The 22218-nt window shown below is 72.5% G+C and carries 19 protein-coding genes; 16 read left to right on the top strand and 3 right to left on the bottom strand.

Annotated features, from left to right (window positions below):
* Positions 1 to 145: 145 nt before the first annotated feature.
* On the bottom strand, positions 146 to 955 hold the full coding sequence (locus DIZ27_RS21030) for an NAD(P)-dependent oxidoreductase (protein WP_109379976.1): 810 nt from the start codon (positions 953 to 955) through the stop codon (positions 146 to 148).
* Between the two features lie 232 nt (positions 956 to 1187).
* Between DIZ27_RS21030 and DIZ27_RS21025 the strand changes: the two genes are divergently transcribed.
* A complete protein-coding gene (locus DIZ27_RS21025) occupies positions 1188 to 2129 on the top strand; it encodes a 5-dehydro-4-deoxyglucarate dehydratase (protein WP_109380069.1) in 942 nt (313 codons plus the stop codon).
* Positions 2126 to 3292, top strand: a complete 1167-nt coding sequence (locus DIZ27_RS21020) for a hypothetical protein (RefSeq protein WP_109379975.1) — start codon at positions 2126 to 2128, stop codon at positions 3290 to 3292. The genes DIZ27_RS21025 and DIZ27_RS21020 overlap by 4 nt, the downstream gene beginning before the upstream one ends.
* Here DIZ27_RS21020 and DIZ27_RS21015 read toward each other — a convergent pair.
* Positions 3229 to 4494: an MFS transporter gene (locus tag DIZ27_RS21015; RefSeq protein ID WP_109379974.1), complete on the bottom strand. Its 1266-nt coding sequence runs from the start codon at positions 4492 to 4494 to the stop codon at positions 3229 to 3231. The genes DIZ27_RS21020 and DIZ27_RS21015 overlap by 64 nt on opposite strands.
* Before the next feature lie 142 nt (positions 4495 to 4636).
* On the opposite strand from DIZ27_RS21015, the gene DIZ27_RS21010 reads away from it, so the two are divergent.
* From DIZ27_RS21010 to DIZ27_RS20950, 13 genes are all read left to right on the top strand, one after another.
* Entirely contained in the window at positions 4637 to 5236 is a 600-nt protein-coding gene (locus DIZ27_RS21010) for a TIGR03086 family metal-binding protein (protein WP_109379973.1), read from the top strand.
* A 289-nt stretch (positions 5237 to 5525) separates the two neighbouring features.
* Positions 5526 to 6260, top strand: a complete 735-nt coding sequence (locus DIZ27_RS21005; protein ID WP_109379972.1) for a GntR family transcriptional regulator — start codon at positions 5526 to 5528, stop codon at positions 6258 to 6260.
* A complete protein-coding gene (locus DIZ27_RS21000; protein WP_109379971.1) occupies positions 6257 to 7165 on the top strand; it encodes a dihydrodipicolinate synthase family protein in 909 nt (302 codons plus the stop codon). Before DIZ27_RS21005 ends, DIZ27_RS21000 begins: the two co-directional genes overlap by 4 nt.
* A complete protein-coding gene (araD, locus tag DIZ27_RS20995; RefSeq protein WP_258308488.1) occupies positions 7162 to 8919 on the top strand; it encodes an L-arabinonate dehydratase in 1758 nt (585 codons plus the stop codon). The genes DIZ27_RS21000 and araD overlap by 4 nt, the downstream gene beginning before the upstream one ends.
* A 135-nt stretch (positions 8920 to 9054) precedes the next feature.
* Complete coding sequence (locus DIZ27_RS20990) at positions 9055 to 9990, top strand: carbohydrate ABC transporter permease (RefSeq protein WP_109379970.1); 936 nt, start codon at positions 9055 to 9057, stop codon at positions 9988 to 9990.
* Positions 9987 to 10889, top strand: coding sequence for a carbohydrate ABC transporter permease (locus tag DIZ27_RS20985; protein WP_109379969.1), 903 nt, complete (start codon positions 9987 to 9989; stop codon positions 10887 to 10889). The genes DIZ27_RS20990 and DIZ27_RS20985 overlap by 4 nt, the downstream gene beginning before the upstream one ends.
* Positions 10886 to 12112 carry a Gfo/Idh/MocA family protein gene (locus DIZ27_RS20980; RefSeq protein WP_181383627.1) on the top strand — a complete coding sequence of 409 codons (1227 nt, stop codon included), beginning with the start codon at positions 10886 to 10888 and terminating at the stop codon, positions 12110 to 12112. Before DIZ27_RS20985 ends, DIZ27_RS20980 begins: the two co-directional genes overlap by 4 nt.
* Entirely contained in the window at positions 12109 to 12954 is an 846-nt protein-coding gene (locus DIZ27_RS20975) for a PmoA family protein (protein ID WP_109379968.1), read from the top strand. Before DIZ27_RS20980 ends, DIZ27_RS20975 begins: the two co-directional genes overlap by 4 nt.
* On the top strand, positions 12951 to 14513 hold the full coding sequence (locus DIZ27_RS20970) for a glycoside hydrolase 43 family protein (protein ID WP_109379967.1): 1563 nt from the start codon (positions 12951 to 12953) through the stop codon (positions 14511 to 14513). Before DIZ27_RS20975 ends, DIZ27_RS20970 begins: the two co-directional genes overlap by 4 nt.
* Positions 14514 to 14670: 157 nt before the next feature.
* Entirely contained in the window at positions 14671 to 16032 is a 1362-nt protein-coding gene (locus DIZ27_RS20965) for a sugar ABC transporter substrate-binding protein (RefSeq protein ID WP_109379966.1), read from the top strand.
* A 163-nt stretch (positions 16033 to 16195) separates the two neighbouring features.
* The gene (locus tag DIZ27_RS20960) at positions 16196 to 17002 is read left to right on the top strand and encodes a rhamnogalacturonan acetylesterase (protein ID WP_109379965.1); all 807 of its coding nucleotides are present in this window, start codon (positions 16196 to 16198) and stop codon (positions 17000 to 17002) included.
* Positions 17003 to 17071: 69 nt separating this feature from the next.
* On the top strand, positions 17072 to 18412 hold the full coding sequence (locus DIZ27_RS20955; RefSeq protein ID WP_109379964.1) for a polysaccharide lyase family 1 protein: 1341 nt from the start codon (positions 17072 to 17074) through the stop codon (positions 18410 to 18412).
* A 103-nt stretch (positions 18413 to 18515) separates the two neighbouring features.
* A complete protein-coding gene (locus DIZ27_RS20950) occupies positions 18516 to 19784 on the top strand; it encodes a pectinesterase family protein (protein WP_109379963.1) in 1269 nt (422 codons plus the stop codon).
* Here the strand turns inward: DIZ27_RS20950 and DIZ27_RS20945 are convergent.
* A complete protein-coding gene (locus tag DIZ27_RS20945; RefSeq protein ID WP_109379962.1) occupies positions 19726 to 20499 on the bottom strand; it encodes an IclR family transcriptional regulator in 774 nt (257 codons plus the stop codon). The genes DIZ27_RS20950 and DIZ27_RS20945 overlap by 59 nt on opposite strands.
* A gap of 150 nt (positions 20500 to 20649) precedes the next feature.
* Here DIZ27_RS20945 and DIZ27_RS20940 point away from each other — a divergent pair, with 150 nt between their 5' ends.
* Complete coding sequence (locus tag DIZ27_RS20940; RefSeq protein ID WP_109380066.1) at positions 20650 to 22179, top strand: aldehyde dehydrogenase (NADP(+)); 1530 nt, start codon at positions 20650 to 20652, stop codon at positions 22177 to 22179.
* Positions 22180 to 22218 lie beyond the last annotated feature (39 nt).

Below are 22218 nucleotides of genomic sequence, written 5' to 3'. Positions count from 1 at the left end.
CGGGCGGGCCCGTTCGGTGCCCGCCCGCCGGTGGGGGCGTCGGAGTTCCGCCGCGGCCACGCCCGCGCGTGCCGTCGATGCGCCGGTGCCGGTGCCGGTGCCGGCGCCGGGCCCGCGGCTTCGGCGGCGCGTCGGGCCCGTGGCCTCAGTACGGCCAGATCGGCGGGTCGGTCACGAAGTGGCCGCCGATGCGCGCGTGCGCCTCGTTGTCCGGGTCCAGCTCGCCCTGCTCGGCGACGAGCTTCGCGGCGAACGGCTCGGAGTCGTCCTGCGGGTCGTAACCGAGCGCACGCGCGGAGGTGAGGTCCCACCACAGGCGTGTGTTGGCGGACGAGCCGTGGACGACCGTGTGCCCGACGTGCTCGGCGGTCAGGGCCGCGTGCAGGAGGCGGGCGCCGTCGGCGGGGCTCATCCAGATCGAGAGCATCCGCACACTGGTCGGTTCGGGAAAACAGGATCCGATGCGTACGGAGACGGTCTCCAGGCCGTGCTTGTCCCAGTAGAGCTGGGCGAGGTCCTCGCCGAAGCACTTGGACAGGCCGTAGAAGGTGTCCGGGCGGTGCGGGGTGTCGACGGGGACGAGCGGGTCGCCGGCCGGAGGGCGGGGGGTGTAGCCGACGGCGTGGTTGGAGGAGGCGAAGACGATGCGCCCGACGCCCTCCTCGCGTGCGGCCTCGTACAGGTGGTAGGTGCCCTCGATGTTCGCCGCGAGGATCTTCTCGAAGGAGGCCTCGAGGGAGATGCCCGCGAGGTGGATGATCGCGTCGACACCGCGGACCGCCTCGCGCACGGCCTCCTTGTCGGCCAGGTCCGCGACGATCGCGTCCGGCTCGCCCTCGACCGGGTGCAGGTCGAGCAGGCGCAACCGGTAGCCGTAGTCCGGGAGCAGGCCCCGCATCAGGGTGCCGAGGCCGCCGGCGGCGCCGGTGAGCAGAACGGTGCGGGGAGCGGGCATCCAGGGATCTCCTTGCATCACCGGCCGTGCATGTGTGCGCACGGTATTCATATTCGTGGACACGCTAAGGAGATGGGCCGTGACCCGTCAAGTATCCCGCGTCTTCCCGTGGGTCGGGGAATCGGCTGGTGCCTGCCGGGGCGGCGTGCTTGACCGGCGTCCCCGGGGCGCCTTAGCGTGACACGATTCAGGGATGTAGACGTCAATCATGGATATGGACATGGGAGAGTTTGTGACGCCAGCCCCTCTCGCCACCCGACTCGGCAACCCCAGCGGACCGCTGTTCTTCCCGGTCACCGCCTACGGAACCGACGGCACCATCGACCTCGACACCTACCGGCTCCATGTACGGCGCGGGGTCGAGGCCGGGGCCGCGGCCGTCTTCGCCTGCTGTGGGACCGGGGAGTTCCACGCTCTGACGCCCGAGGAGTTCGAGGCCTGTGTGCGGGCCGCCGTCGAAGCGGCCGAGGGACGCGTCCCGGTCGTCGCGGGCGCCGGCTACGGCACCAAGCTCGCGGTGCACTGGGCCGAACTCGCCCGACGCGCCGGGGCGGACGGGCTGCTCGCCATGCCGCCCTACCTGGTCCGGGCCGGCCAGGAGGGGCTGCTGCGGCACTACCGGGAGCTCGCCGCGGCGACCGCCCTGCCGGTGATCGTCTACCAGCGCGACAACGCCGTGTTCACCCCCGCGAGCGTGGTCGAACTGGCCCGCACCGACGGGATCATCGGCCTCAAGGACGGCCACGGCGACCTCGACCTCCTGCAGCGGACCGTCAGCGCCGTACGCACCGAGGCTCCCGGCGACCTCCTCTACTTCAACGGGCTGCCCACCGCCGAACTGACCCAGCTCGCCTACCGGGGCATCGGCGTCACCCTCTACTCGTCCGCGGTGTTCTGTTTCCTGCCCGAGGTCGCCCTCGCCTGCCACCAGGCCCTGCGCACCGGCGACCGGGCCACCGTGGACCGCCTGCTGGACGGCTTCTACCGGCCCTTCGTCGAACTGCGCGACCAGGGCCCCGGGTACGCCGTCTCCCTGGTCAAGGCCGGGGTGCGGCTGCGCGGGCTCGACGTGGGCGAGGTGCGGCCGCCGCTGCACGAGCCGTCCGGGGATCATGTCGAACAACTCGCTCGGCTGATCGAGCGAGGGCTCGCGCTGCTCGAGGAGGCCCGATGAAGGCATCGGCGTTCGTCTACCCCTGGGACGTCAACGGGGACCCGGAGGCCCCCGCGCGGATCGCCGCGCTCGGCGTGGCGCAGGTGACGCTCGCCTCCGCCTACCACTCCACCCGCGCGCTGACCCCCCGCCACCCGCGCCACCGCGTCGTCACCGCCGAGCACGCGGCCGTGCTCTACCCGGCCGGCGCCCACTGGTCGGGCCGCGTCCCGCGTCCCCATCCGGCCGGGGACTGGGCCCCCGGCGACGCCTTCGGCGAGGCCGCGACGGCGCTCGCGGAGGCGGGCCTGGAGGTGCACACCTGGGTCGTGCTCGCGCACAACTCGCGGCTCGGCGCCGAACACCCCGACACCTCGGTCGTCAACGCCTACGGCGACCGCTATCCCTGGGCACCGTGCATCGCGCAGCCCGCCACGCGCGCTTACCTGACCGACCTGGCCGCCGAGGCGGCGGTGCGGCCCGGAGCGTGCGGCACCGAACTGGAGTCCCTCGGCTGGTACGGGCTGGCCCATCTGCACGCCCACGACAAGACCGCCGGGGTCGGCCTCGGGGACGCGGGGCAGTACCTGATGTCCCTGTGCTTCTGCCCGTCCTGCCGCGAGGGCTACGGGGCCCAGGGCCTGGACGCCGGTGAACTGGCCGCGTCCGTGCGGACCGCGCTGGAGCCGGTGTGGCGGGGGGCGGCCTCCGGCGGGGGAGGCTGGACGGGCGTCGAGAAGCTCCTCGGCGCGAAGACGGCGGCCGCCACGCGCGCGTGGCGCGAGGAAACGGCCCGCACGCTCCAGGAGGCGGCGGTCCGGGCGGTACGTGACGCGGCGCCCGAGGGCTTCCAGGTCCTGCTGCACGCGGACCCGGTGTCGTACCACTGCGGCGCCAACGCCGGCGTCGACCCCGCGCACATCCTCTCCGTCGCCGACGGCGTGGTCGTCCCCTGCACCGGGGGCCCCGGCCTGCTGACGCCGTTCGCACAGGAGAACCACCCGGACGGCGTCCTCGCCGCCAACTTCACCGTGGTCTCCGGCATGGGCGGCAGCCCCGGCACCCTCACCGCGGACGCGACCGAGGCCCGCCGACTCGGCGCGACGGAACTACGGCTCTATCACGCCGGGTTGGCATCGGACGGCGACCTGGAGGCGGTACGCTCGGCGCTCGCCGTGCTCTGAAACAGCCCCGCCGCCGGCACCAGCAGGACGAGTCCGAGGACGGCCAGCACGGGCCGGTGGTCGAACAGTTCCACCAGCGCCGCGCCGGCCGCCAGCCCGATCACGTTCGGGGTGAACACCAGGGTGTTGGCGGTGGCGGTGACCCGGCCCACCAGCGGGCCCGGGGTCTCGCGCTGCACGGCGGTCAGCGCGGCGATCAGCAGGGCGGGCAGCCCCGCACCGATCGCCGCGCTGCACGCCCACGCCACCGGATCGGACGGCACCGCCCGCAGCGCCACCCCACCGGCCAGCAGGACGATGCCGTACGCCGCGAACCGCCGCTCGCCCAGACGGCGCAGCGCGGGCCCCGCGCACAGGCCGAGGGCCACCGACCCGGCGCCCTGGACGGCGTACAGCACACCGGAGTACGCGGGGGAGTGGCCGAGGCCGTCGACGACGGCGTAGACCAGCGCACCGTTCAGCCCCGCGCACAGCATCGTGGCGCCACCCGCCAGGACCAGGGGCCACAGGACAGGGTGCGCGCGGAGGAAGCGGACGCCCTCGGCGGTCCGGCCACGTCGGCCGTCGGCCGGCGGCGCGGGACGCCTCTCGCGGACGTGCAGAAACAGGTACAGCACCGCCGCGAGGGCGAACGTGACCGCGTCCAGAAAGGCGACCGCCGGTCCGCCGTGGGCCGTGTAGAGGCCCGCGCCCGCCAGGGGGGCCAGCAGTTTCATGCCCTCGGTGGCGGTCATGCGCAGTCCGCCCAGGTCACCGAGGAGCGACCGGTCCACGGCGGTGGCGGCCAGCGCCGACTCGGCCGCGTCGTTCACGACGCCTGCCGCGCCGTACACGAACAGGACGGCGAAGAGGAGCCACAGGGCCTGCGGCGAGTCGACGGTGACGAGGGTGAGCAGGAGCGCGGCCATCAGCAGACTCGTGCCGATCAGCAGGGGCTTGCGGGGGACCCGGTCGGCGAGCGTGCCCAGCAGCGGGCCGGCCAGGGTGGGCGCCCACATGGCCAGCAGGCACAGGGCGGCGAGGCCGTCCGAGCCGGTGAGGTCCTTGGCCCAGATCCCGGAGGCGAGCCACAGCGCGGAGGTGCCGAAGCCGGAGACCACGACCCCGGCGAGAAGGAGCCCGGCATTGGGGTCCCGGAGCACGCGCACCAGCGCCCACGTCGTGTCGTTCGGCGGCCCGCCCGTCGTCCTGTTCGTCGTCATACCCGGTCATCGTGGGGCTGAGGACCGGCCGTGGGGATCGGGCAGGTGCCGTAGAACGGGGAGGGAGGAGCGATGAGTTCCGGGTGCGGCATAGGTCTCCTTCCCAGGAGGCACATCCACCACGGCCACGGAGGAGCAGCCCATGACCGACCCGATCCTCGACCTCGGACCGCAGGCGCGGGTCGTGGCGCGACTCGCCGAGGGGGTCGCCGAGGCGCAGCTCGCGGACGGAACGCCCTGTCCGCGGTACGCGGTGCGCGACATCCTGGGCCACCTCGTGGGACTGGCCGTCGCCTTCCGCGACGCCGGGCGCAAGGACCTCGGCGCCACCACCGACACCAGCCCGGACGCCGCCGTGCCGCACCTAGGGCCCGACTGGCGTGAGGAACTGCCCCGGGTGCTCGGCGAACTCGCCGACGCCTGGCGGGACCCCGGGGCCTGGACCGGCCTGACCAGGGCCGGGGGAGTGAACCTGCCGGGCGAGGTGGCTGGAGCGGTGGCAGCCGACGAACTGGTGATCCACGGCTGGGACCTGGCCCGCGCCACCGGCCAGGACTACGCCCCCGACCCCGCCGCCCTCGATGCCGCGCACGCCTTCCTCCTCGCCGCCGCGGCGGAACCCGGCCGGGACGGCGGCGGGGGCGTCTTCGGCCCCGTGGTGCCGGTGCCGTCCGACGCCCCGCTGCTGGACCGGACCGTGGGACTGAGCGGCCGCGATCCGGGGTGGACGCGAAAGGCCTGATCAGGGAAGCCCCAGGGACCCTCCGAGCGGCCGGGTGCCCGTCACCTCCGAGTGACGGGCACCCGGCCGCGCCGCGTTCGCGAGGTTGCGGAAGCACACTGGTTCGGCCGCGAATCCGGCCACGGGGGAGGCCGGGAGTGGCGTGGACAGCCCATCCCGGAGTGCGGAACGGCCACCAGAACTTCCTTTGTCAGAAGCATTGACGAAACCCCGGGCCGCTTCTAGTTTCATCGCGTCGTACTTCGTACGTCATATATGAGACGCGATATGTGAGATCCGAGAGGCGCGCATGACCTCTGTGCCCACGCCGATCCCCTCCCGCACGCAGTACGTGCTGGAGGAGATCAAACGACGCATCCTCACCGGTCGGCTGACACCGGGCCAGGCCCTGGTCGAGACCGACCTCGCCGCGCAGTTCGGGGTGTCCAAGACCCCGGTGCGCGAGGCCCTCAAGACCCTGGCCGGTACCGGGCTGGTCGTGATGAGCCAGTACAAGGGCGTCACGGTGCGCATGGTCGACGCGGACATGGCGCGCGAGGTCCAGGACGTGCGCCTCCTCCTCGAACCCGAGGCGCTCCGGCGCACCGTCCGGCGCGGTGCCTCCCTGGACGCCGCGCGCGACGCGCTGGCCCGGGCCGACGAGGCCACCGACACCGCCGAGCGCTCCCTGAGCAACCGCGAGTTCCACCGCGCGCTGTACATGCCGTGCGGCAACCCGCTGCTCGGCCGGATGCTCGACGAGGTCCGCGACCAGGCGGCACTCGTCTCCGCCGTGGCCTGGGCCGCCGACCCCTCCTGGGAGCGGGAGGCGAGCGAGCACCGCGAGATCCTGCGGCTCGCCCTCGCCGAGGACGCGGACGGCGCGGCACGCGCCCTGCACGCGCACATCGCGTCCTTCGTGCGCCGGGCCTTTCCCGACGCGGGCCTCGACGCGGACCTCGAGACCCGGGCGCCCCGGGCAGCCCAGGAACCCCGGGAAGTACCGGAAGCCCAGAACCAGAAAAGCGAGGACGGCCAGGCATGACGACGACGTTCGAGACCCAACGGGCGGCCCTGGCCGACGTGGTGGCGATCCCGGTGACCCCGTTCGCCGAGGACGGCTCCGTCGACCCGGCCGGCTACCGGGCCCTGCTGCGCCGCCTCCTCGACGCCGGCATCACCACCCTGACCCCCAACGGCAACACCGGCGAGTTCTACGCCCTGACGCCCGAGGAGCGGCGCACCGTCGCCGAGCTGACCCTGCAGGAGACCGGTGACGGCTCGTCCGTCCTGGTCGGCGTGGGCCACGACGTACCGACCGCGGTCGCCTCCGCACGGCACGCCCGTGACCTCGGTGCGCGGATGGTGATGGTGCACCAACCCGTCCACCCCTACGTCTCCCAGAGCGGCTGGGTCGACTACCACCGTGCCGTCGCCGAGGCCGTGCCGGAACTGGGCGTCGTCCCCTACATCCGCAACGCCCGGCTCACCGGCGCCCGCCTCGCCGAACTCGCCGACACCTGCCCCAACGTCATCGGCGTGAAGTACTCCGTGCCGGACGCGGCGAAGTTCGCCGCCTTCGCGCGGGACGCGGGCATCGAGCGGTTCGTGTGGGTCGCCGGGCTGGCCGAGCCGTACGCCCCCTCCTACTTCTCGGCGGGCGCCACCGGCTTCACCTCCGGCCTGGTCAACGTCGCCCCGTCGGTGTCGCTGAACATGATCGGGGCGCTCCGGTCGGGTGACTACGCGACCGCCATGAAGGTCTGGGAGCAGATCCGCCGTTTCGAGGAACTGCGCGGCGCCAACGGCTCCGCCGACAACGTCACCGTCGTCAAGGAGGCCCTCGCCTCCCTCGGTCTGTGCCGCCGCGAGGTCCGCCCGCCGAGCAGGCAGCTGGCCGAGCACGAGCGGGCCGAGGTCGCCGCGATAGCCGCGGGGTGGTCCGTGTGAGCACACCGGTGAACACCTCGAGGAACGCCCCGAGGAAGCGGCCCGAGGAACTGCGCAGCCACCAGTGGTACGGCACGGACGGGCTGCGCTCCTTCAGCCACCGCGCCCGCACCCGCCAGCTCGGCTACCTGCCCGAGGAGCACCTGGGCAAGCCCGTCATCGCCGTGCTCAACACCTGGTCCGACATCAACCCCTGCCACAGCCACCTGCGCGACCGCGCGCAGGCGGTCAAAAGGGGTGTCTGGCAGGCCGGCGGCTTCCCGCTCGAGTTCCCGGTCTCCACGCTCAGCGAGACCTTCCAGAAGCCGACCCCGATGCTCTACCGCAACCTCCTCGCCCTGGAGACCGAGGAACTGCTGCGGTCCTACCCGGTCGACGGCGCCGTGCTGATGGGCGGCTGCGACAAGTCCACGCCCGCCCTGCTCATGGGCGCGGCCAGCGCCGACCTGCCGACGGTCTTCGTCCCGGCCGGGCCCATGCTGCCGGGCCACTGGCGCGGCAAGACGCTCGGTTCCGGCACCGACATGTGGAAGTACTGGGACGACAAGCGGGCCGGCGTCATCGGCGACTGCGAGATGCAGGAGATCGAGAGCGGCCTGGCCCGCTCGCCCGGTCACTGCATGACCATGGGGACGGCCTCCACGCTGACCGCCGCCGCCGAGGCCCTCGGCGTCACGGTCCCGGGCGCCTCCAGCATCCCCGCCGTCGACTCCGGGCACGACAGGATGGCCGCCGCGGCCGGCCTGCGCGTCGTCGAACTGGTCCACCGGGACCGGAAGCTGAGCGACATCCTCACCACGGAGGCCTTCGAGGACGCGGTGACGACCGTCCTGGGCCTGGGCGGCTCCACCAACGCCGTGATCCATCTGATCGCGATGGCCGGCCGCGCGGGCGTCGGGCTCACCCTCGACGACTTCGACCGCATCGCCCGCACCGTCCCGGTGCTGGCCAACGTACGGCCCGGCGGCCAGACGTACCTGATGGAGGACTTCCACTTCGCGGGCGGCCTGCCCGGCTTCCTCTCCCGGATACCGGACCTGCTCCACCTGGACCGGCCCACCGTCTGTCACGACACCCTGCGCGAACAGATCGCCGGCGCGCAGGTGCACCACGACGACGTCATCCGGCCCCGGGACAAGCCGGTCGCCGAGGAGGGCGGGCTCGCCGTGCTGCGCGGCAACCTCTGCCCGGACGGCGCCGTCATCAAGCACATCGCCGCCGAGCCGCACCTGCTGCGGCACACCGGACCCGCGGTCGTCTTCGACGACTACCGGACCATGCAGCGCACCATCAACGACCCGGCGCTGAACATCACCGCCGACCATGTGCTGGTGCTGCGCAACTCCGGCCCCAAGGGCGGGCCCGGGATGCCCGAGTACGGCATGCTGCCCCTCCCCGACCACCTGCTCGAGCAGGGGGTGCGGGACATGGTGCGGATCTCCGACGCCCGGATGAGCGGCACGAGTTACGGCACCTGCGTGCTGCACGTCGCCCCCGAGTCGTACGTCGGCGGGCCGCTGGCGCTGGTACGCACCGGTGACTCGATCACCCTCGACGTCGAGCAGCGGAAGCTGCAACTCAACGTGGACGAAGAAGAGTTGGAGCGGCGCAGGGCCGAGTGGACGCCGCCGCCCGTGCGCTACGAGCGCGGTTACGGCGCGCTCTACAACGAGCAGATCACCCAGGCCGACACCGGCTGCGACTTCGAGTTCCTCGCCCGGCCGGGCGAGGTGCAGGACCCTTACGCGGGCTGATCCGCCGGGACGCGGGCCTGTCCGCACACCCATGTAGAAAGCGCTTCACCCCGCAGCGGGAACGCACCGCAGCGAGAACGCACCGCACCGGGAACGCACCGCACAGCACGACGTACCGAGAAACGGAGAACAGTCATGGCCCAAGCCGCAGCCGTGGCGAAACCGCCCACGCCACCGAGGCGGCGCCGTGCCTCTGCCACGCCGCGCAGACTGCCGTACCTGCTGATCGCCCCGGCAGGGCTGCTCATGCTGGGCTTCATCGCCTACCCCGTCATCAGCGTCTTCTACTACAGCCTGCAGCACTACAACCCGACCAAACCGTGGCGGAACGGCTTCGCGGGCTTCGACAACTTCGTCCACCTCTTCACCGAGGACCCGCTGTTCTGGGACACCCTGGTCTTCAGCGCCAAGTGGGTCTTCGTCGAGGTCGGCCTGCAGCTGATGTTCGGGCTCGCCCTGGCGCTCATCGTCAACCAGACCTTCGTCGGCCGGGGCATCGGCCGCGCCCTGGTCTTCTCCCCGTGGGCCGTCTCCGGCGTACTGACCTCGGCGATCTGGGTGCTCCTCTACAACTCCCAGACCGGCATCACCCGTTACCTCGCCGACATGGGCATCGGCGACTACGGCACCAGCTGGCTGTCGGACACCTCCACCGTCTTCTCGGCGGTGGTCGTCGCCGACCTGTGGCGCGGGGTCCCCTTCTTCGCCATCCTCATCCTGGCCGACCTCCAGTCCGTCTCCAAGGACCTGTACGAGGCCGCCGAGGTCGACGGGGCCAGCCGCTTCCAGCAGTTCACGCACATCACCCTGCCCCACCTCAAGGACGCCATCATCCTGTCCACGCTGCTGCGCGCGGTGTGGGAGTTCAACAACGTCGACCTGCTCTACACCCTGACCGGCGGCGGGCCGGCCGGCGTGACCACGACGCTCCCGCTCTACATCGCCAACACCAGCGTCGACGCCCACGACTTCGGTTACGCCTCGGCGCTCACCACGGTCGCGTTCGTGATTCTGCTCTTCTGCTCGATCGTCTACCTGCGGCTGAGCAAGTTCGGAGGCGAAAGCAAGTGATCACCAAAGAGGCGGCCCCGGCCGCCCCCGCCCCCGCGCGCTCCGCCGCCGAGCCGCCGAGCCGCCCCGCGAGGAAGAAGCACCGCGCCTGGGACGAGGTGCCCCGCTGGCACATCTACCTCCCGCTGGGCATCTACCTGCTGTTCACGCTCATCCCCTTCTACTGGATCCTGCTCTTCGCCCTGCGCCCGGCCGGCTCGACCTCGCTGGTGCCCTGGCCGATGACCACGGTCCACTTCGAGAAGGTCTGGACGGACCGCGCCTTCGGCACCTTCTTCCAGAACAGCGTGCTCGTGGGAGTCGCCACCCTGCTCGCGACGACGCTCGTCGCGCTGGCCGGCGGCTACGCGCTCGCCCGGTTCGACTTCCGCGTCAAGCGGGTCTTCATGCTCGCCCTGCTGTGCTCCCAGTTCGTGCCCGGCGCGCTGCTCCTGGTCCCGCTGTTCGAGATCTTCGCCGGGCTGCAGATGATCAACTCGCTGGGCAGCGTCATCATCGCCGAGACGGTCTTCCAGCTGCCGCTGTCGATCATCCTCATCAGCAACTTCATCAAGAACGTGCCGTACTCCCTGGAGGAGGCCGCCTGGGTCGACGGGTGCAGCAGGATGCGGGCGTTCCGGGTGGTCGTCCTGCCGCTGCTGCGGCCCGGTCTGATCGCCGTCGGCTCGTTCGCCTTCGTCCACTCCTGGAACCACTTCCTGTTCGCCCTGATGTTCCTCAACAACCAGGAGAAGCAGACCATCCCGGTCGGCCTCAACACCCTGATGAGTGCGGACAGCGTCGACCTCGGCGCCCTCGCCGCGGGCGGCATCATCGCGGCCGTGCCCGTCGTGATCGTGTTCGCCTTCATCCAGAAGTGGCTGATCACCGGCTTCAGCGCGGGGGCGGTGAAGGGATGACCGCGCCCCAGTCCGCGCCCCGGTCCGCGCCCCGGTCCGTGTCCCGGCCGATCCCCGTCGTGCTCGCCGGTGCCCGCGGCCACGGCCGCTGGCACCTGGCGAACATCCGCCGGCTCCAGGAGGCGGGACTCGTCCGGCTGGCCGGCGTCTGCGAGCTCACCCCGCTCACCGAGGACGAGTTCGAGGGCGAGTCCGGGGGCGAACCGCCCGAGCAGTCCGCCGACTTCGGTGCCCTGCTGGAGTCCACCGGAGCCCGGATCGCCGTCGTCTGCACCCCGATCCCCACCCACACCGACCTCGCCCTCGCCGCCGCCGAACGGGGCGCGCACCTCCTGCTGGAGAAGCCGCCCGCGCCGTCCTACGCCGAGTTCCGCCGGATGGCCGACGGGGTCGCCGCGGCCGGTGTCACCTGCCAGATCGGTTTCCAGTCGCTGGGCTCGCACGCCGTGCCCGCGATCCGCGAACTGGTCGCCGAGGGTGCGATCGGCCGGGTCACCGGGATCGGCGGCGCCGGGGCCTGGGTGCGCGCCGAGGACTACTTCCGGCGGGCGCCCTGGGCGGGCCGGCGCCGGCTGAACGGCGTCGACGTGGTCGACGGGGCGCTGACCAACCCGCTCGCCCACGCCGTCGCCACCGCGCTGGCGCTGGGCGGCAGCACCCGCGCCGAGGACGTCACCGGCATCGAGACCGAACTGCTGCGCGCCAACGACATCGAGTCCGACGACACCTCCTGCGTCCGGGTCACCACCGCACAGGGCCGGCCGGTCACCGTCGCCGCGACCCTGTGCGCGGAGCGGGCCGACGAGCCGTACGTCATGGTGCACGGCACCAGCGGCCGGATCACCTTCTGGTACAAGCAGGACCGCGTCCTGGTCCAGCGCGCGGGCCACGGTCCCGAGGAACTCCACTTCGGCCGCACCGACCTGCTGGAGAACCTCGTCGCGCACCTCACCACCCGCACCCCCCTGCTGGTCCCCCCGGAGGCGACCGGCGCCTTCATGAAGGTCGTCGAGGCGATCCGGCAGGCGCCCGACCCCGCCCCGCTGCCCGACGGCGCCTGGCACCGCGTTCCCGGCGAGAACCGCCGTGTCGTACCCGGCATCGACCGGCTCGTCGAGGCCGCCGCCGACACCCTGTCCCTCTACTCCGAACTCGGCGCCCCCTGGGCGCCGCCCGCCCAGCGCTCCGCGCAGCACCCGCCGAAAGAGGTGAACACCCGATGACCAGCGACGACTCCACGGTCCTGCGCGTCGCCGGGCGGCCGGTCGGCCGGTACGTCTCCCGGCCCGAGCTGCCCCGCAGGCTCTCCCCGCGCCCCTATCTGCACCCCGTCACCACCCTGGCCGGCACGGCGGTCACCGAACTGTCCCCCGCGGACCACACCCACCACCTCGGCGTCGGTGTCGCCGTTCCCGACGTCGAGGGGCACAACTTCTGGGGCGGACGCACCTACGTCCGCGACCGGGGCCCGACCGAACTGGACAACCACGGCTCCCAGCGGCACACCTCCTTCCAGCTGCGGGACCCCGACGGCTTCGTGGAGGAACTGCGCTGGATCGCCGCTCCGGGCGAGCTGCTGCGGGAGCGCCGTACGGTCACCGCCACCGAACTCACCGACACCGCCTGGGCGCTGGACTTCACCTTCTCCCTCACCAACGCCACCGGGCTGCCGCTCTCCATCGGCAGTCCGGCCACCAACGGCCGCCCCGGCGCGGCCTACGGCGGCTTCTTCTGGCGGGCCCGCAAGGAGGCGACGGCACCGGACGTCTTCACCGCCTCCACCGAGGGCGAGGCCGCGGCGCACGGCCGACGGGCCGACTGGCTCGCCCTGGCCGGCGCCCGCTGGACGCTGGTCTTCGCCGGGGCCACCGGACCGACCCGCCGCGACCCCTGGTTCGTGCGCACCGCCGAGTACCCCGGCGTCGGCTCCTCCCTCGCCCACGACGAACGGCTGCCGATCCCGCCCGGGGAGACGGTGGTCCGCCGTGTCGTCACCGTCGTCGCCGACGGCCGGCTCGGCCGGGACGACGCCGCCGCCCTGGTCCGCAAGGCGGTGAGCCCATGAGCGCCGCGCCGACGGACACCACCTACCGGAACCCGGTCCTGAACGCCGACTGGTCCGACCCCGACGTGATCCGCGTCGGCGACGACTTCTACCTGACCGCCTCCAGTTTCGGCCGCGTCCCCGGACTGCCGCTGCTGCACTCCCGCGACCTGGTCAACTGGACGCTCGTCGGCCATGCCCTCGAACGACTGGAACCCGAGAGCGAGTTCGCGGCCCCCCGGCACGACCGCGGGGTCTGGGCGCCGTCCCTGCGCCACCACGACGACCGGTTCTGGATCTTCTGGGGCGACCCCGACCAGGGCATCTTCCAGGTCAACGCCCCGCAGATCCGGGGGCCCTGGACCCGCCCCCACCTGGTGAAGGCCGGCAGGGGCCTGATCGACCCGTGCCCGCTGTGGGACGAGGAGAGCGGCGAGGCGTATCTCGTGCACGCCTGGGCCAGGTCCCGCAGCGGCGTCAACAACCGGCTCACCGGTCACCGCATGCACCCCCACGGCACCGGACTCCTCGACGAGGGCAAGGTGATCGTCGACGCCGACCGCATACCCGGCTGGTTCACCCTGGAGGGCCCCAAGCTCCACCGGCACGACGGCTGGTTCTGGATCCTGGCGCCCGCCGGGGGAGTGGAGACCGGCTGGCAGGGCGCCTTCCGGTCGCGTGAGTTCTTCGGACCGTACGAGGAGAAGGTCGTCCTGGAACAGCGGGACACCGACGTCAACGGCCCCCACCAGGGCGGCTGGGTGCGCACCCCGAGCGGCGAGGACTGGTTCCTGCACTTCCAGCAGCGCGGGGCGTACGGCAGGGTCGTGCATCTCCAGCCGATGCGCTGGGAGGCCGCGGGCGGCTGGCCGGTGCTGGGTGACGCCGGCGCGCCGGTCGCCGGGCACCGCCGGCCGGACCTGCCCGCGCAGCCGGCCGGCGCGCCCGCCACCGACGACGACTTCCCCGGAGGCCGCTACGGCCGCCAGTGGCAGTGGACCGCCAACCCTCCCCCAAGCTCTCGGCTCTGCTCGAGCAGGGGGGACCCCCACGAGGGCTGGGCCACCCAGCACTCCACCGACGGGCTCCGGCTGACCTGCGTGCGCACCGCCGACGCGCACGACCTGCGCAGACTGGCGAACGTGCTCACCCAGCGGCTGCCCGGCACCCCGTGCACCGTCGACGTGGAACTGCGGCTCGACAGCCAGGAGCCCGGGGCACGGGCCGGCCTCGCGGTCCTCGGCGACGCCTACCGCTGGATCGGACTCCAGCGGGGACCGGACGGCACCGCGCATCTGGTGCACCGGTTCGCCGAGACGACAGCCGAGAGGGAACGGGACGCCGACCACCCGCGGCTCGCCCCCGGGGGCCGGGCGAGGCTGCGGATCGAGGCCGGTGCCGGAGCCCGCTGCCGCTTCTCGTACGACACCGGGGACGGCTTCCGCTCCTCCGGGCAGGTCTTCGCCGCCACTCCGTGGCGCTGGGTCGGCGCCCTGCTCGGCCTGGTCGCCCTCGCCCCGACGGGCCGGGGGCACGCCGGGGCGGCGACCTTCACGCAGTTCAGGATCAGCGCCGCGTAACCCCCCTCCTCCGTCAAGCCTGTCGGGAGCCGCAATGACGCACCTCCACGGCAAGCGCTTGCCGACACCGCCCCCACGTGGCTGAGCGTCACCGGACGACCGCGAGACGCCCCCACACCCGCACATCCCGTCGGAACCAGAAGAAGAGAGCCGACCAATGAAGATCAGCAATCGCAGAAGCAGCACAGGCAGGCGCCGGACGTCGGCCGCCGTCGCCCTGGGCGCCGTGCTCGCGCTGACCGTCACCGCCTGCGGCGACGACGGCAGCGGAGCCGGCGGCGACAAGGGTGCCGAGGGCAGCGGTACGGGCAAGATCACCTTCTGGGACAACAACGGCGGTGTCCGCACCGCGATCTGGAAGGAGATCATCGCCGACTTCGAGAAGGCCAACCCGGAGATCGAGGTCGAGTACGTCGGGATCGCCGCCACCGAGTACCAGTCCAAGGTCGACACCGCCATCCAGGGCGGCGGCCTGCCGGACGTCGGCGGGATCAGCGCCTCGATGCTCGCGGGCTTCTCCGCCCAGAAGGCGCTCGCCCCGCTGGACGACCGGCTGGGCAAGTCGTCCCTCGACGGCAAGCTCAACAAGGACATGATCGAGTCGCTGCGCGCCGCCGGCGGCGGTGACGACCGGCTGTACTCGGTCCCGACCTCCGCGAACAACGGCGTCCTCTACTACCGCACCGACCTGTTCGAGAAGGCGGGTCTCGAGGAACCGACCAGCTGGGAGCGCTTCTTCAAGGCCGCGGAGAAGCTCAGCGACAAGGGCAAGAACGAGTTCGGCTACACCATCCGCGGTGGCGCCGGCTCCATCGCCCAGGCCCTGGACGCGATGTACGGCCAGTCCGGCATCACCACGTTCTGGGACTCCACCGGTGAGAAGACCACGGTCAACGACCCGAAGAACGTCGACGCCCTCGAGAAGTACGCGGGCCTGTTCAAGAAGGTCACCCCCGCCGCCGACCTGAACAACGACTTCACCAAGATGGTCGCGCAGTGGGACTCCGGCACGATCGGCATGCTCAACCACAACCTCGGGTCGTACCAGGACCACGTGAAGGCGCTCGGCGCCGACAAGTTCCGGGGCATCCCGCAGCCCACCGGCCCCGACGGCAACCGGGTCCAGGTCTCCAACCCGGTCGACGGCCTCGGCGTGTTCCAGAGCTCCAAGAACAAGGACGCCGCCTGGAAGTTCATCGAGTACGCCGTCTCGGCCGAGGCGAACTCGAAGTTCAACGAGTCCGCCGGCCAGGTGCCCTCGAACCTGGACGCCGCCAAGGACGACTGGATCGCCGAGGCGGAGCCGACCAAGCTGGCCGCGGACGCGCTGAGCGACGGGTCGACGACCATCGTCCAGCTGCCGTACTACCTGCCGGACTGGAACACCGTCTCCAAGGCCGACAACGAGCCGAACTTCCAGAAGGTGCTGCTCGGGGACATGAGCGCGAAGGACTTCCTCGACAACCTGGCCGAGCAGCTGAACGAGGCCCAGGCCGAGTGGCAGGAGCAGATGGCCTGAGCGGTTCCCGCTGTCACCGCGGGGTGGCCGCCGGCCCGTTCGCTCCGGGCCGCGGCCGTCCCCGCGCCCGGCCGCGCCCCCGCGCCGCGGCCGCCCGCACACAGGTACAGTCCCGCGCCCCCGAGAGGCGCTTTCCCGGACCCTTGCTGAAAGGCACAGGCTTGTGTCGCTCACGCGCAGACAGGTTTCCGCCGCCGGTCTCGGCCTCCCCCTCGCCCTCACGGTGACCGGCACCGCCCGGGCCGCGCCCCGGCGGCCCCGGCCCCGCACCCTCCACATCGCCGGGGACTCCACCGCGGCCCAGAAGTACGCCGACGCGGCCCCGGAGACCGGGTGGGGCACGGCGCTTCCCTTCCTGCTCCGCCATGACCTCGTGGTCGCCAACCGCGCCGTGAACGGACGGAGTTCGAAGAGCTTCGTCGACGAGGGGCGGCTCGACGCCGTCCTCGACGCCATCCGGCCCGATGACCTCCTGCTGATCCAGTTCGCGCACAACGACGAGAAGGCCACCGACCCGAGCCGCTACACCGAGCCCTGGACGACGTACCGGGAGTACCTGCGGCTGTACGTCGCCGGGGCCAGGGCCCGCGGGGCGCGGCCCGTGCTGGCCACCGCCGTGGAGCGCCGGAGGTTCGACACGGCCGGCGACGCCGTGCCGAGCCACGGCGCGTACCCGGCGGCGATGCGGGCGCTGGCCGACGAGGAGCGGGTCGCGCTGCTCGACATCCAGGCCCTGTCGCTGGCGCTGTGGCAGGAGCTGGGCGTCGAGGAGACCAAGAAGTACTTCAACTGGACGGCGACCGAGCAGGACAACACGCACTTCAACCTGCCCGGCGCGATCGCCGTGGCCCGGCTGGTCGCCCGGGAGCTGCTGCGCACCCGGGTGCTCGCGCCGCGGGACGTGCGCCGGCTGGACGAGACGATTCCCGAGTCCTGGATCACCTGGCCGGACGCCGTCACGGTCGGCTGACCGGTCGAACGAGAAGAACGAGAAGAGCGAGAAACACGAGAAGCGCAAGAAACAAGGGAGAGCAGCATCATGAACAGACCGACATGGCAGGGGCATGCCATAACGAGAGCCGCCTCGCTGGCCGGCTGCACCGCCCTCGTGCTGGTCCTGACCGGCACCGGCGTCCAGGCCCACTCCGGCCCTCACCCCGGCCACCCCCGCGACGTCGCCCGGCAGACGCTCGGCGCGAACGACGGCTGGGCGTCCCACGGAACCGGCACCACCGGAGGCGCCGACGCCACCGCCGAGCACGTCCGCACCGTCAGCGACTGGGCCGGGTTCAAGGCGGCCCTGGCGGACGGCGGCAGCGCCCCGAAGATCATCAAGGTGCGGGGGACGATCGACGCGGTCTCCGACGGCTGCGACGCGCTCGCCGCCCCCGGCTACGACTTCGACGACTACCTCGCGACGTACGCGCCCGAGACCTGGGGCCTGGAACAGGACCTGACCGACGAGCCCGACGACAGCCCCGAGGGCCTGCGCAGGGCCTCGGCCGCCAACCAGGACACCGCCATCAAGGTGAACATCCCCGCCAACACCACGATCATCGGCGTCGGCCGCGACGCCGGGTTCAAGGGCGCCAGCCTGCAGATCAAGGGTGTGGACAACATCATCGTCCGCAACCTCACCCTCGAGAGCCCGGTGGACTGCTTCCCGCAGTGGGACCCGACCGACGGCGACCGGGGCAACTGGAACTCCGAGTACGACACCGCCGTCGTGTACGGCTCCACCCATGTCTGGCTGGACCACAACACCTTCACCGACGGCGACCACCCCGACAGCGAGGCCCCCACCCACTTCGGGATGCTGTACCAGCAGCACGACGGCGAGCTGGACATCGTCCGGGGCGCCGACTACGTCACCGCCTCCTGGAACGTCTTCACCGAGCACGACAAGACGATCCTGATCGGCAACAGCGACGGCGAGTCCACGGCCGTCGGCGACCGGGGCAGACTGAAGGTGACCTTCCACCACAACCTGTTCTCGAAGCTGGTCGAGCGCGCGCCGCGCGTCCGCTTCGGGCAGGTCGACGTCTACAACAACCACTTCGTGGCCGGCCAGGGCTACGGCTACAGCTTCGGCGTCGGCAAGGAGTCCCAGCTCGTCGCCGAGCACAACGCGTTCACGCTGGCCAAGGGCGTCAGCCCGGCGAAGATCCTCAAGCGGTGGAACGACTCGCCGCTCACCGCCCGGGACAACCGCGTCAACGGCAAGCGGGTCGACCTGATCGCCGTGCACAACGCGGAGAACCCCGAGGGGACCCTCCGCTCCGGCGCCGGCTGGACCCCCGCCCTGCGCACCGCCGTCCACCCGGCGCAGGCGGTCCCGGCACTGGTCGAGCACGGCGCGGGAGCGGGCCGCGTCCGCTGACACCCCCTGACACCCCCGCACCCCCGTTCGCCGGGGCGGGCGCGCTCCACCCCCACTGTGGCGCGCGCCCGCCCCGGTCCTCCCCGTACCGAAGGAGCCCCGCATGCCCTCCTCGCTGCCCGTGTCCGGAAGGAGTCTGCTGCTGGCGGGCGCCTCGGCCGCCACCGCGCTCGCCCGGGCGGCCGAGGCACCCGCCCGGGCGGCCCACCACCCGCGCCGCCCGTTCGGCCGGTACGGTTCGCCGGCCGACCGCCTGACCCCCGGGACCCTGTACGTCCACCCCGGCGGCGCCGGTGACTTCACCTCCGTCCAGGCGGCCGTGACCGCCGCGACCGGCACCGGACGCGTCGGTCACGGCGGCCCGGCCCCGGGCACCTACCGGGAGACGGTGTCCGTGGCCGCCGACCGCACCGACATGACCTGGATCGGCGCCTCGCGCAACCCCCGTGACGTCGTGATCGTGTACGACAACGCGGCGGGCACCCCGAAGCCGGACGGCTCCGGAAACCACGGCACCTCCGGCTCCGCCACCACCACCGTGCGCCCCGACGGCTTCACCGCCCGCTGGATCACCTTCGCCAACGACTGGCTGCGCACCGACCTCCCCGGCACCAGCGGCACCCAGGCCGTCGCCCTCAAGGTGCAGGGCGACCGCAGCGCCTTCACGCACTGCCGGTTCCTCGGCCACCAGGACACCCTGTACGCCGACTCCGCGGCGCTCGGCACCTTCGCCCGCCAGTACTTCTCCCACTGCTACGCCGAGGGCGACGTCGACTTCGTGTTCGGCCGGGCGACCGCCGTCTTCGAGCACTGCCACTTCCGCACCCTGATCCGCCCGGATCTGACCGGCGCCCCGTACGGCTTCGTCTTCGCGCCCTCCACGGCCGGCGCCAACCCGCGCGGGTACCTCGTCACGAGGAGCAGGATCAGCAGCGAGGCACCCGACGGCTCCTACAAACTGGCCCGCCCCTGGGTGCCCAGCTCCGACCCCACCGCCCGCCCGATGCTCACCGTCCGCGACACCCACCTCGGCCCCGGCATCGACGCCGTCGCGCCGTACACCGACATGGCGAGCGGCCACCCCTGGCAGGACCAGCGCTTCGCCGAGTACCGCAACTCCGGTCCCGGCGCCGTGGTCACCGTCCCCGAGAACCGGCCCCGGCTCACCCGGGCCCAGGCCGCCGCCCACACCCGCGAGAGCCACCTCGGCGACTGGCACCCCCGGACCGGCACGTGGCCCCCGTCCCCGGTCCGCCCGGTCCCCGTGCACCGCCGCGTCGCCGTGGTGCACCGCGCGCGGGCGGTCCGCGCGGTCAGAGCCTCCGGGTGGCCAGGGTCAGCCGGTCGCGCGCGTCGAACAAGGCGTCCTTGACCATCTGTTCGTGCGCGGGGGTGAGCCGGGCGACCGGCACCGAGCAGCTGATCGCGTCCCGCGCGGGCGTGCGGTAGGGGATCGCCACCCCGAAGCAGCGCAGCCCGAGCGTGTTCTCCTCGCGGTCCACGGCGAAGCCCTGCTCGCGCACCTGGTGCAGCTCCTCGATGAGCTTCTCCCGGTCCGTGATGGTGTGCTCGGTGAGGGCGGGCAGGGTCTGCGGGAGCATCTTGCGCACCTGCTCGTCCGTGTACGTGCTCAGCAGCGCCTTGCCGAGCGACGTCGAGTGCGCGGGCAGCCGGCGGCCGACCCGGGTGAAGGGGCGCAGGTAGTGCTGCGACTGCCGGGTGGCCAGATAGACGACGTTGGTGCCGTCGAGCCGGGCCAGGTGGATGGTCTCCGTGGTGTCGTCCGAGAGCCGGTCCAGGGTGGGACGGGCCGCCGCCACCACCTCGTCGCCGTCGATGTAGGACGTGCCCACGAGCAGCGCCCGCACGCCGATGCCGTACCGCGTGCCCGTCGCGTCCGTCTCCACCCAGCCGAGGTCGACGAGGGTGCGCAGCAGCATGTAGAGACTGGACTTGGGGTAGCCGACGGCCTCCTGGACCGCCGCCAGGGAGTGCATACCGGGGCGCCCGGCGAAGTACTCGAGCAGTTCAACGGTCCGCACCGCGGACTTGACCTGCGCGCCGCCGCCCGTCTCGCCAGCTGACATCCCCTTGACCCTTCGTTCGACGAGAAGCTGAAGTTATAGTCTCCAGCAGCACATTCATCATCAGAGACAGCGTTCAGTATATCGAACGCCGCCGATGGATGACGTACATACTGCGGCATTGAGGGCGGCAGTCAAGTGGAGGGACTCGCGGTGGCAGCAGCACCAGTCTGGAGCGTCGACCCCCGAACCGGGAGGCAGCGGGAACAGGTCGCGGTGGAGGCCACGGCCCAGGAGGTGGACGCCGCCGTCCGGGCCGCGCACGACGCGCGGGGCGCCCTGGCCGACCGCACCGTCCGTGCGGCCTTCCTGCGTTCGGCCGCCGACGAGCTCGAGGCGGCCCGGGACCGGCTCGTCGAGGCCGCCGACGCCGAGACCGCCCTCGGCCCGGTCCGGCTGACCGGCGAACTCGCCCGCACCTGCTACCAGCTGCGGGCCTTCGCCGACATCGTCGACGAGGGCGCCTTCCTCGACGTCGTCATCAACCACCCCGACGACACCGCCACCCCGCCCGTCCCGGACCTGCGCCGCTACAAGGTCCCGCTGGGCGTCGTCGCCGTCTACTCGGCCTCCAACTTCCCCTTCGCCTTCTCCGTCCCCGGCGGCGACACCGCGAGCGCGCTGGCGGCCGGCTGCCCGGTGGTCGTCAAGGCCCACCCCGACCACCCGGGCCTGTCCGAGCTGGTCGCCAGGGTGCTGCGCCGCGCGGCGGCCCGGCACGACATCCCCGAGGGCGTGCTCGGCCTGGTGCACGGCTTCGAGGCCGGCGTCGAACTGGTCCGGCACCCGCTGGTCGCGGCGGCCGGCTTCACCGGCTCGGTGCGCGGCGGACGCGCCCTCTTCGACGCGGCGGCCGCCCGCCCGGTCCCGATCCCGTTCCACGGCGAGCTGGGCTCGCTGAACCCGGTCCTCGTCACCGAGGCCGCCGCCGCCGAGCGCGCCGAGGCGATCGGTGCCGGTCTCGCCGGTTCGATGACGCTGGGCGTCGGCCAGTTCTGTGTGAAGCCGGGCCTCGTCCTCGCCCCGGCGGGCGCGGCCGGCGACCGCCTCGTCAAGTCCCTGACCGACGCCGTCAGCGACACCGACGCCGGTGTCCTGCTCGACCACCGCATGCGCGACAACTTCGTCGCCGGGGTCGCCGAGCGCGCCCAACTGCCCGATGTGGAATCCCCGGTGGCCCCGGGCCCGGGCGGCGAGCACACGGTCAGCGCCGGCTTCCTCACCGTCCCGGCGAGCAGGCTCACCACGGACGGCGAGCACGACCTGCTGCTGGAGGAGTGCTTCGGCCCGGTCACCGTCGTGGCCCGCTACGAGGACGACGCCGAGGTCCGCTCCGTCCTCTCCCGCCTGCCCGGCAACCTCACCGCCACCGTCCACCTGTCCGAGGAGGAGGGCGCCGGCCGGGGCCGGGGCGCGGAGATCCTCGCCGAACTGACCCCGCTCGCCGGCCGGGTCCTCGTCAACGCCTGGCCGACCGGTGTCGCGGTCGCCCCGGCCCAGCACCACGGCGGCCCGTACCCGGCGACGACCTCCACCTCCACCTCGGTCGGCGGCACCGCCATCGAGCGCTGGCTGCGTCCCGTCGCCTACCAGAACAGCCCGGCCGCCCTCCTGCCGCCGGAACTGCGCGACGACAATCCGCAGAAACTGCCGCGCCGCTTCAACGGCGGCCTGGAGCGCTGAGCGCGCCCGGCACCGCACGGCACGCGGGGCCCGTCCGGC

Origin of the sequence: Streptomyces sp. NWU339, from assembly GCF_003143855.1 — a bacterium.
Taxonomy (GTDB): Bacteria; Actinomycetota; Actinomycetes; order Streptomycetales; family Streptomycetaceae; genus Streptomyces.
Note: the sequence above shows the minus strand (reverse complement) of the source record. Positions and strands in the feature narration are given on the sequence as shown.

Excerpts from the sequence above, each read along its gene's own strand:
- DIZ27_RS21030 (WP_109379976.1), bottom strand. The coding sequence starts at position 955 with ATGCCCGCTCCCCGCACCGTTCTGCTCACCGGCGCCGCCGGCGGCCTC.
- DIZ27_RS21020 (WP_109379975.1), top strand. The coding sequence starts at position 2,126 with ATGAAGGCATCGGCGTTCGTCTACCCCTGGGACGTCAACGGGGACCCG.
- DIZ27_RS21015 (WP_109379974.1), bottom strand. The coding sequence starts at position 4,494 with ATGACGACGAACAGGACGACGGGCGGGCCGCCGAACGACACGACGTGG.
- DIZ27_RS21010 (WP_109379973.1), top strand. The coding sequence starts at position 4,637 with ATGACCGACCCGATCCTCGACCTCGGACCGCAGGCGCGGGTCGTGGCG.
- DIZ27_RS21005 (WP_109379972.1), top strand. The coding sequence starts at position 5,526 with ATGACCTCTGTGCCCACGCCGATCCCCTCCCGCACGCAGTACGTGCTG.
- DIZ27_RS21000 (WP_109379971.1), top strand. The coding sequence starts at position 6,257 with ATGACGACGACGTTCGAGACCCAACGGGCGGCCCTGGCCGACGTGGTG.
- DIZ27_RS20990 (WP_109379970.1), top strand. The coding sequence starts at position 9,055 with ATGGCCCAAGCCGCAGCCGTGGCGAAACCGCCCACGCCACCGAGGCGG.
- DIZ27_RS20980 (WP_181383627.1), top strand. The coding sequence starts at position 10,886 with ATGACCGCGCCCCAGTCCGCGCCCCGGTCCGCGCCCCGGTCCGTGTCC.
- DIZ27_RS20975 (WP_109379968.1), top strand. The coding sequence starts at position 12,109 with ATGACCAGCGACGACTCCACGGTCCTGCGCGTCGCCGGGCGGCCGGTC.
- DIZ27_RS20970 (WP_109379967.1), top strand. The coding sequence starts at position 12,951 with ATGAGCGCCGCGCCGACGGACACCACCTACCGGAACCCGGTCCTGAAC.
- DIZ27_RS20965 (WP_109379966.1), top strand. The coding sequence starts at position 14,671 with ATGAAGATCAGCAATCGCAGAAGCAGCACAGGCAGGCGCCGGACGTCG.
- DIZ27_RS20955 (WP_109379964.1), top strand. The coding sequence starts at position 17,072 with ATGAACAGACCGACATGGCAGGGGCATGCCATAACGAGAGCCGCCTCG.
- DIZ27_RS20950 (WP_109379963.1), top strand. The coding sequence starts at position 18,516 with ATGCCCTCCTCGCTGCCCGTGTCCGGAAGGAGTCTGCTGCTGGCGGGC.
- DIZ27_RS20945 (WP_109379962.1), bottom strand. The coding sequence starts at position 20,499 with ATGTCAGCTGGCGAGACGGGCGGCGGCGCGCAGGTCAAGTCCGCGGTG.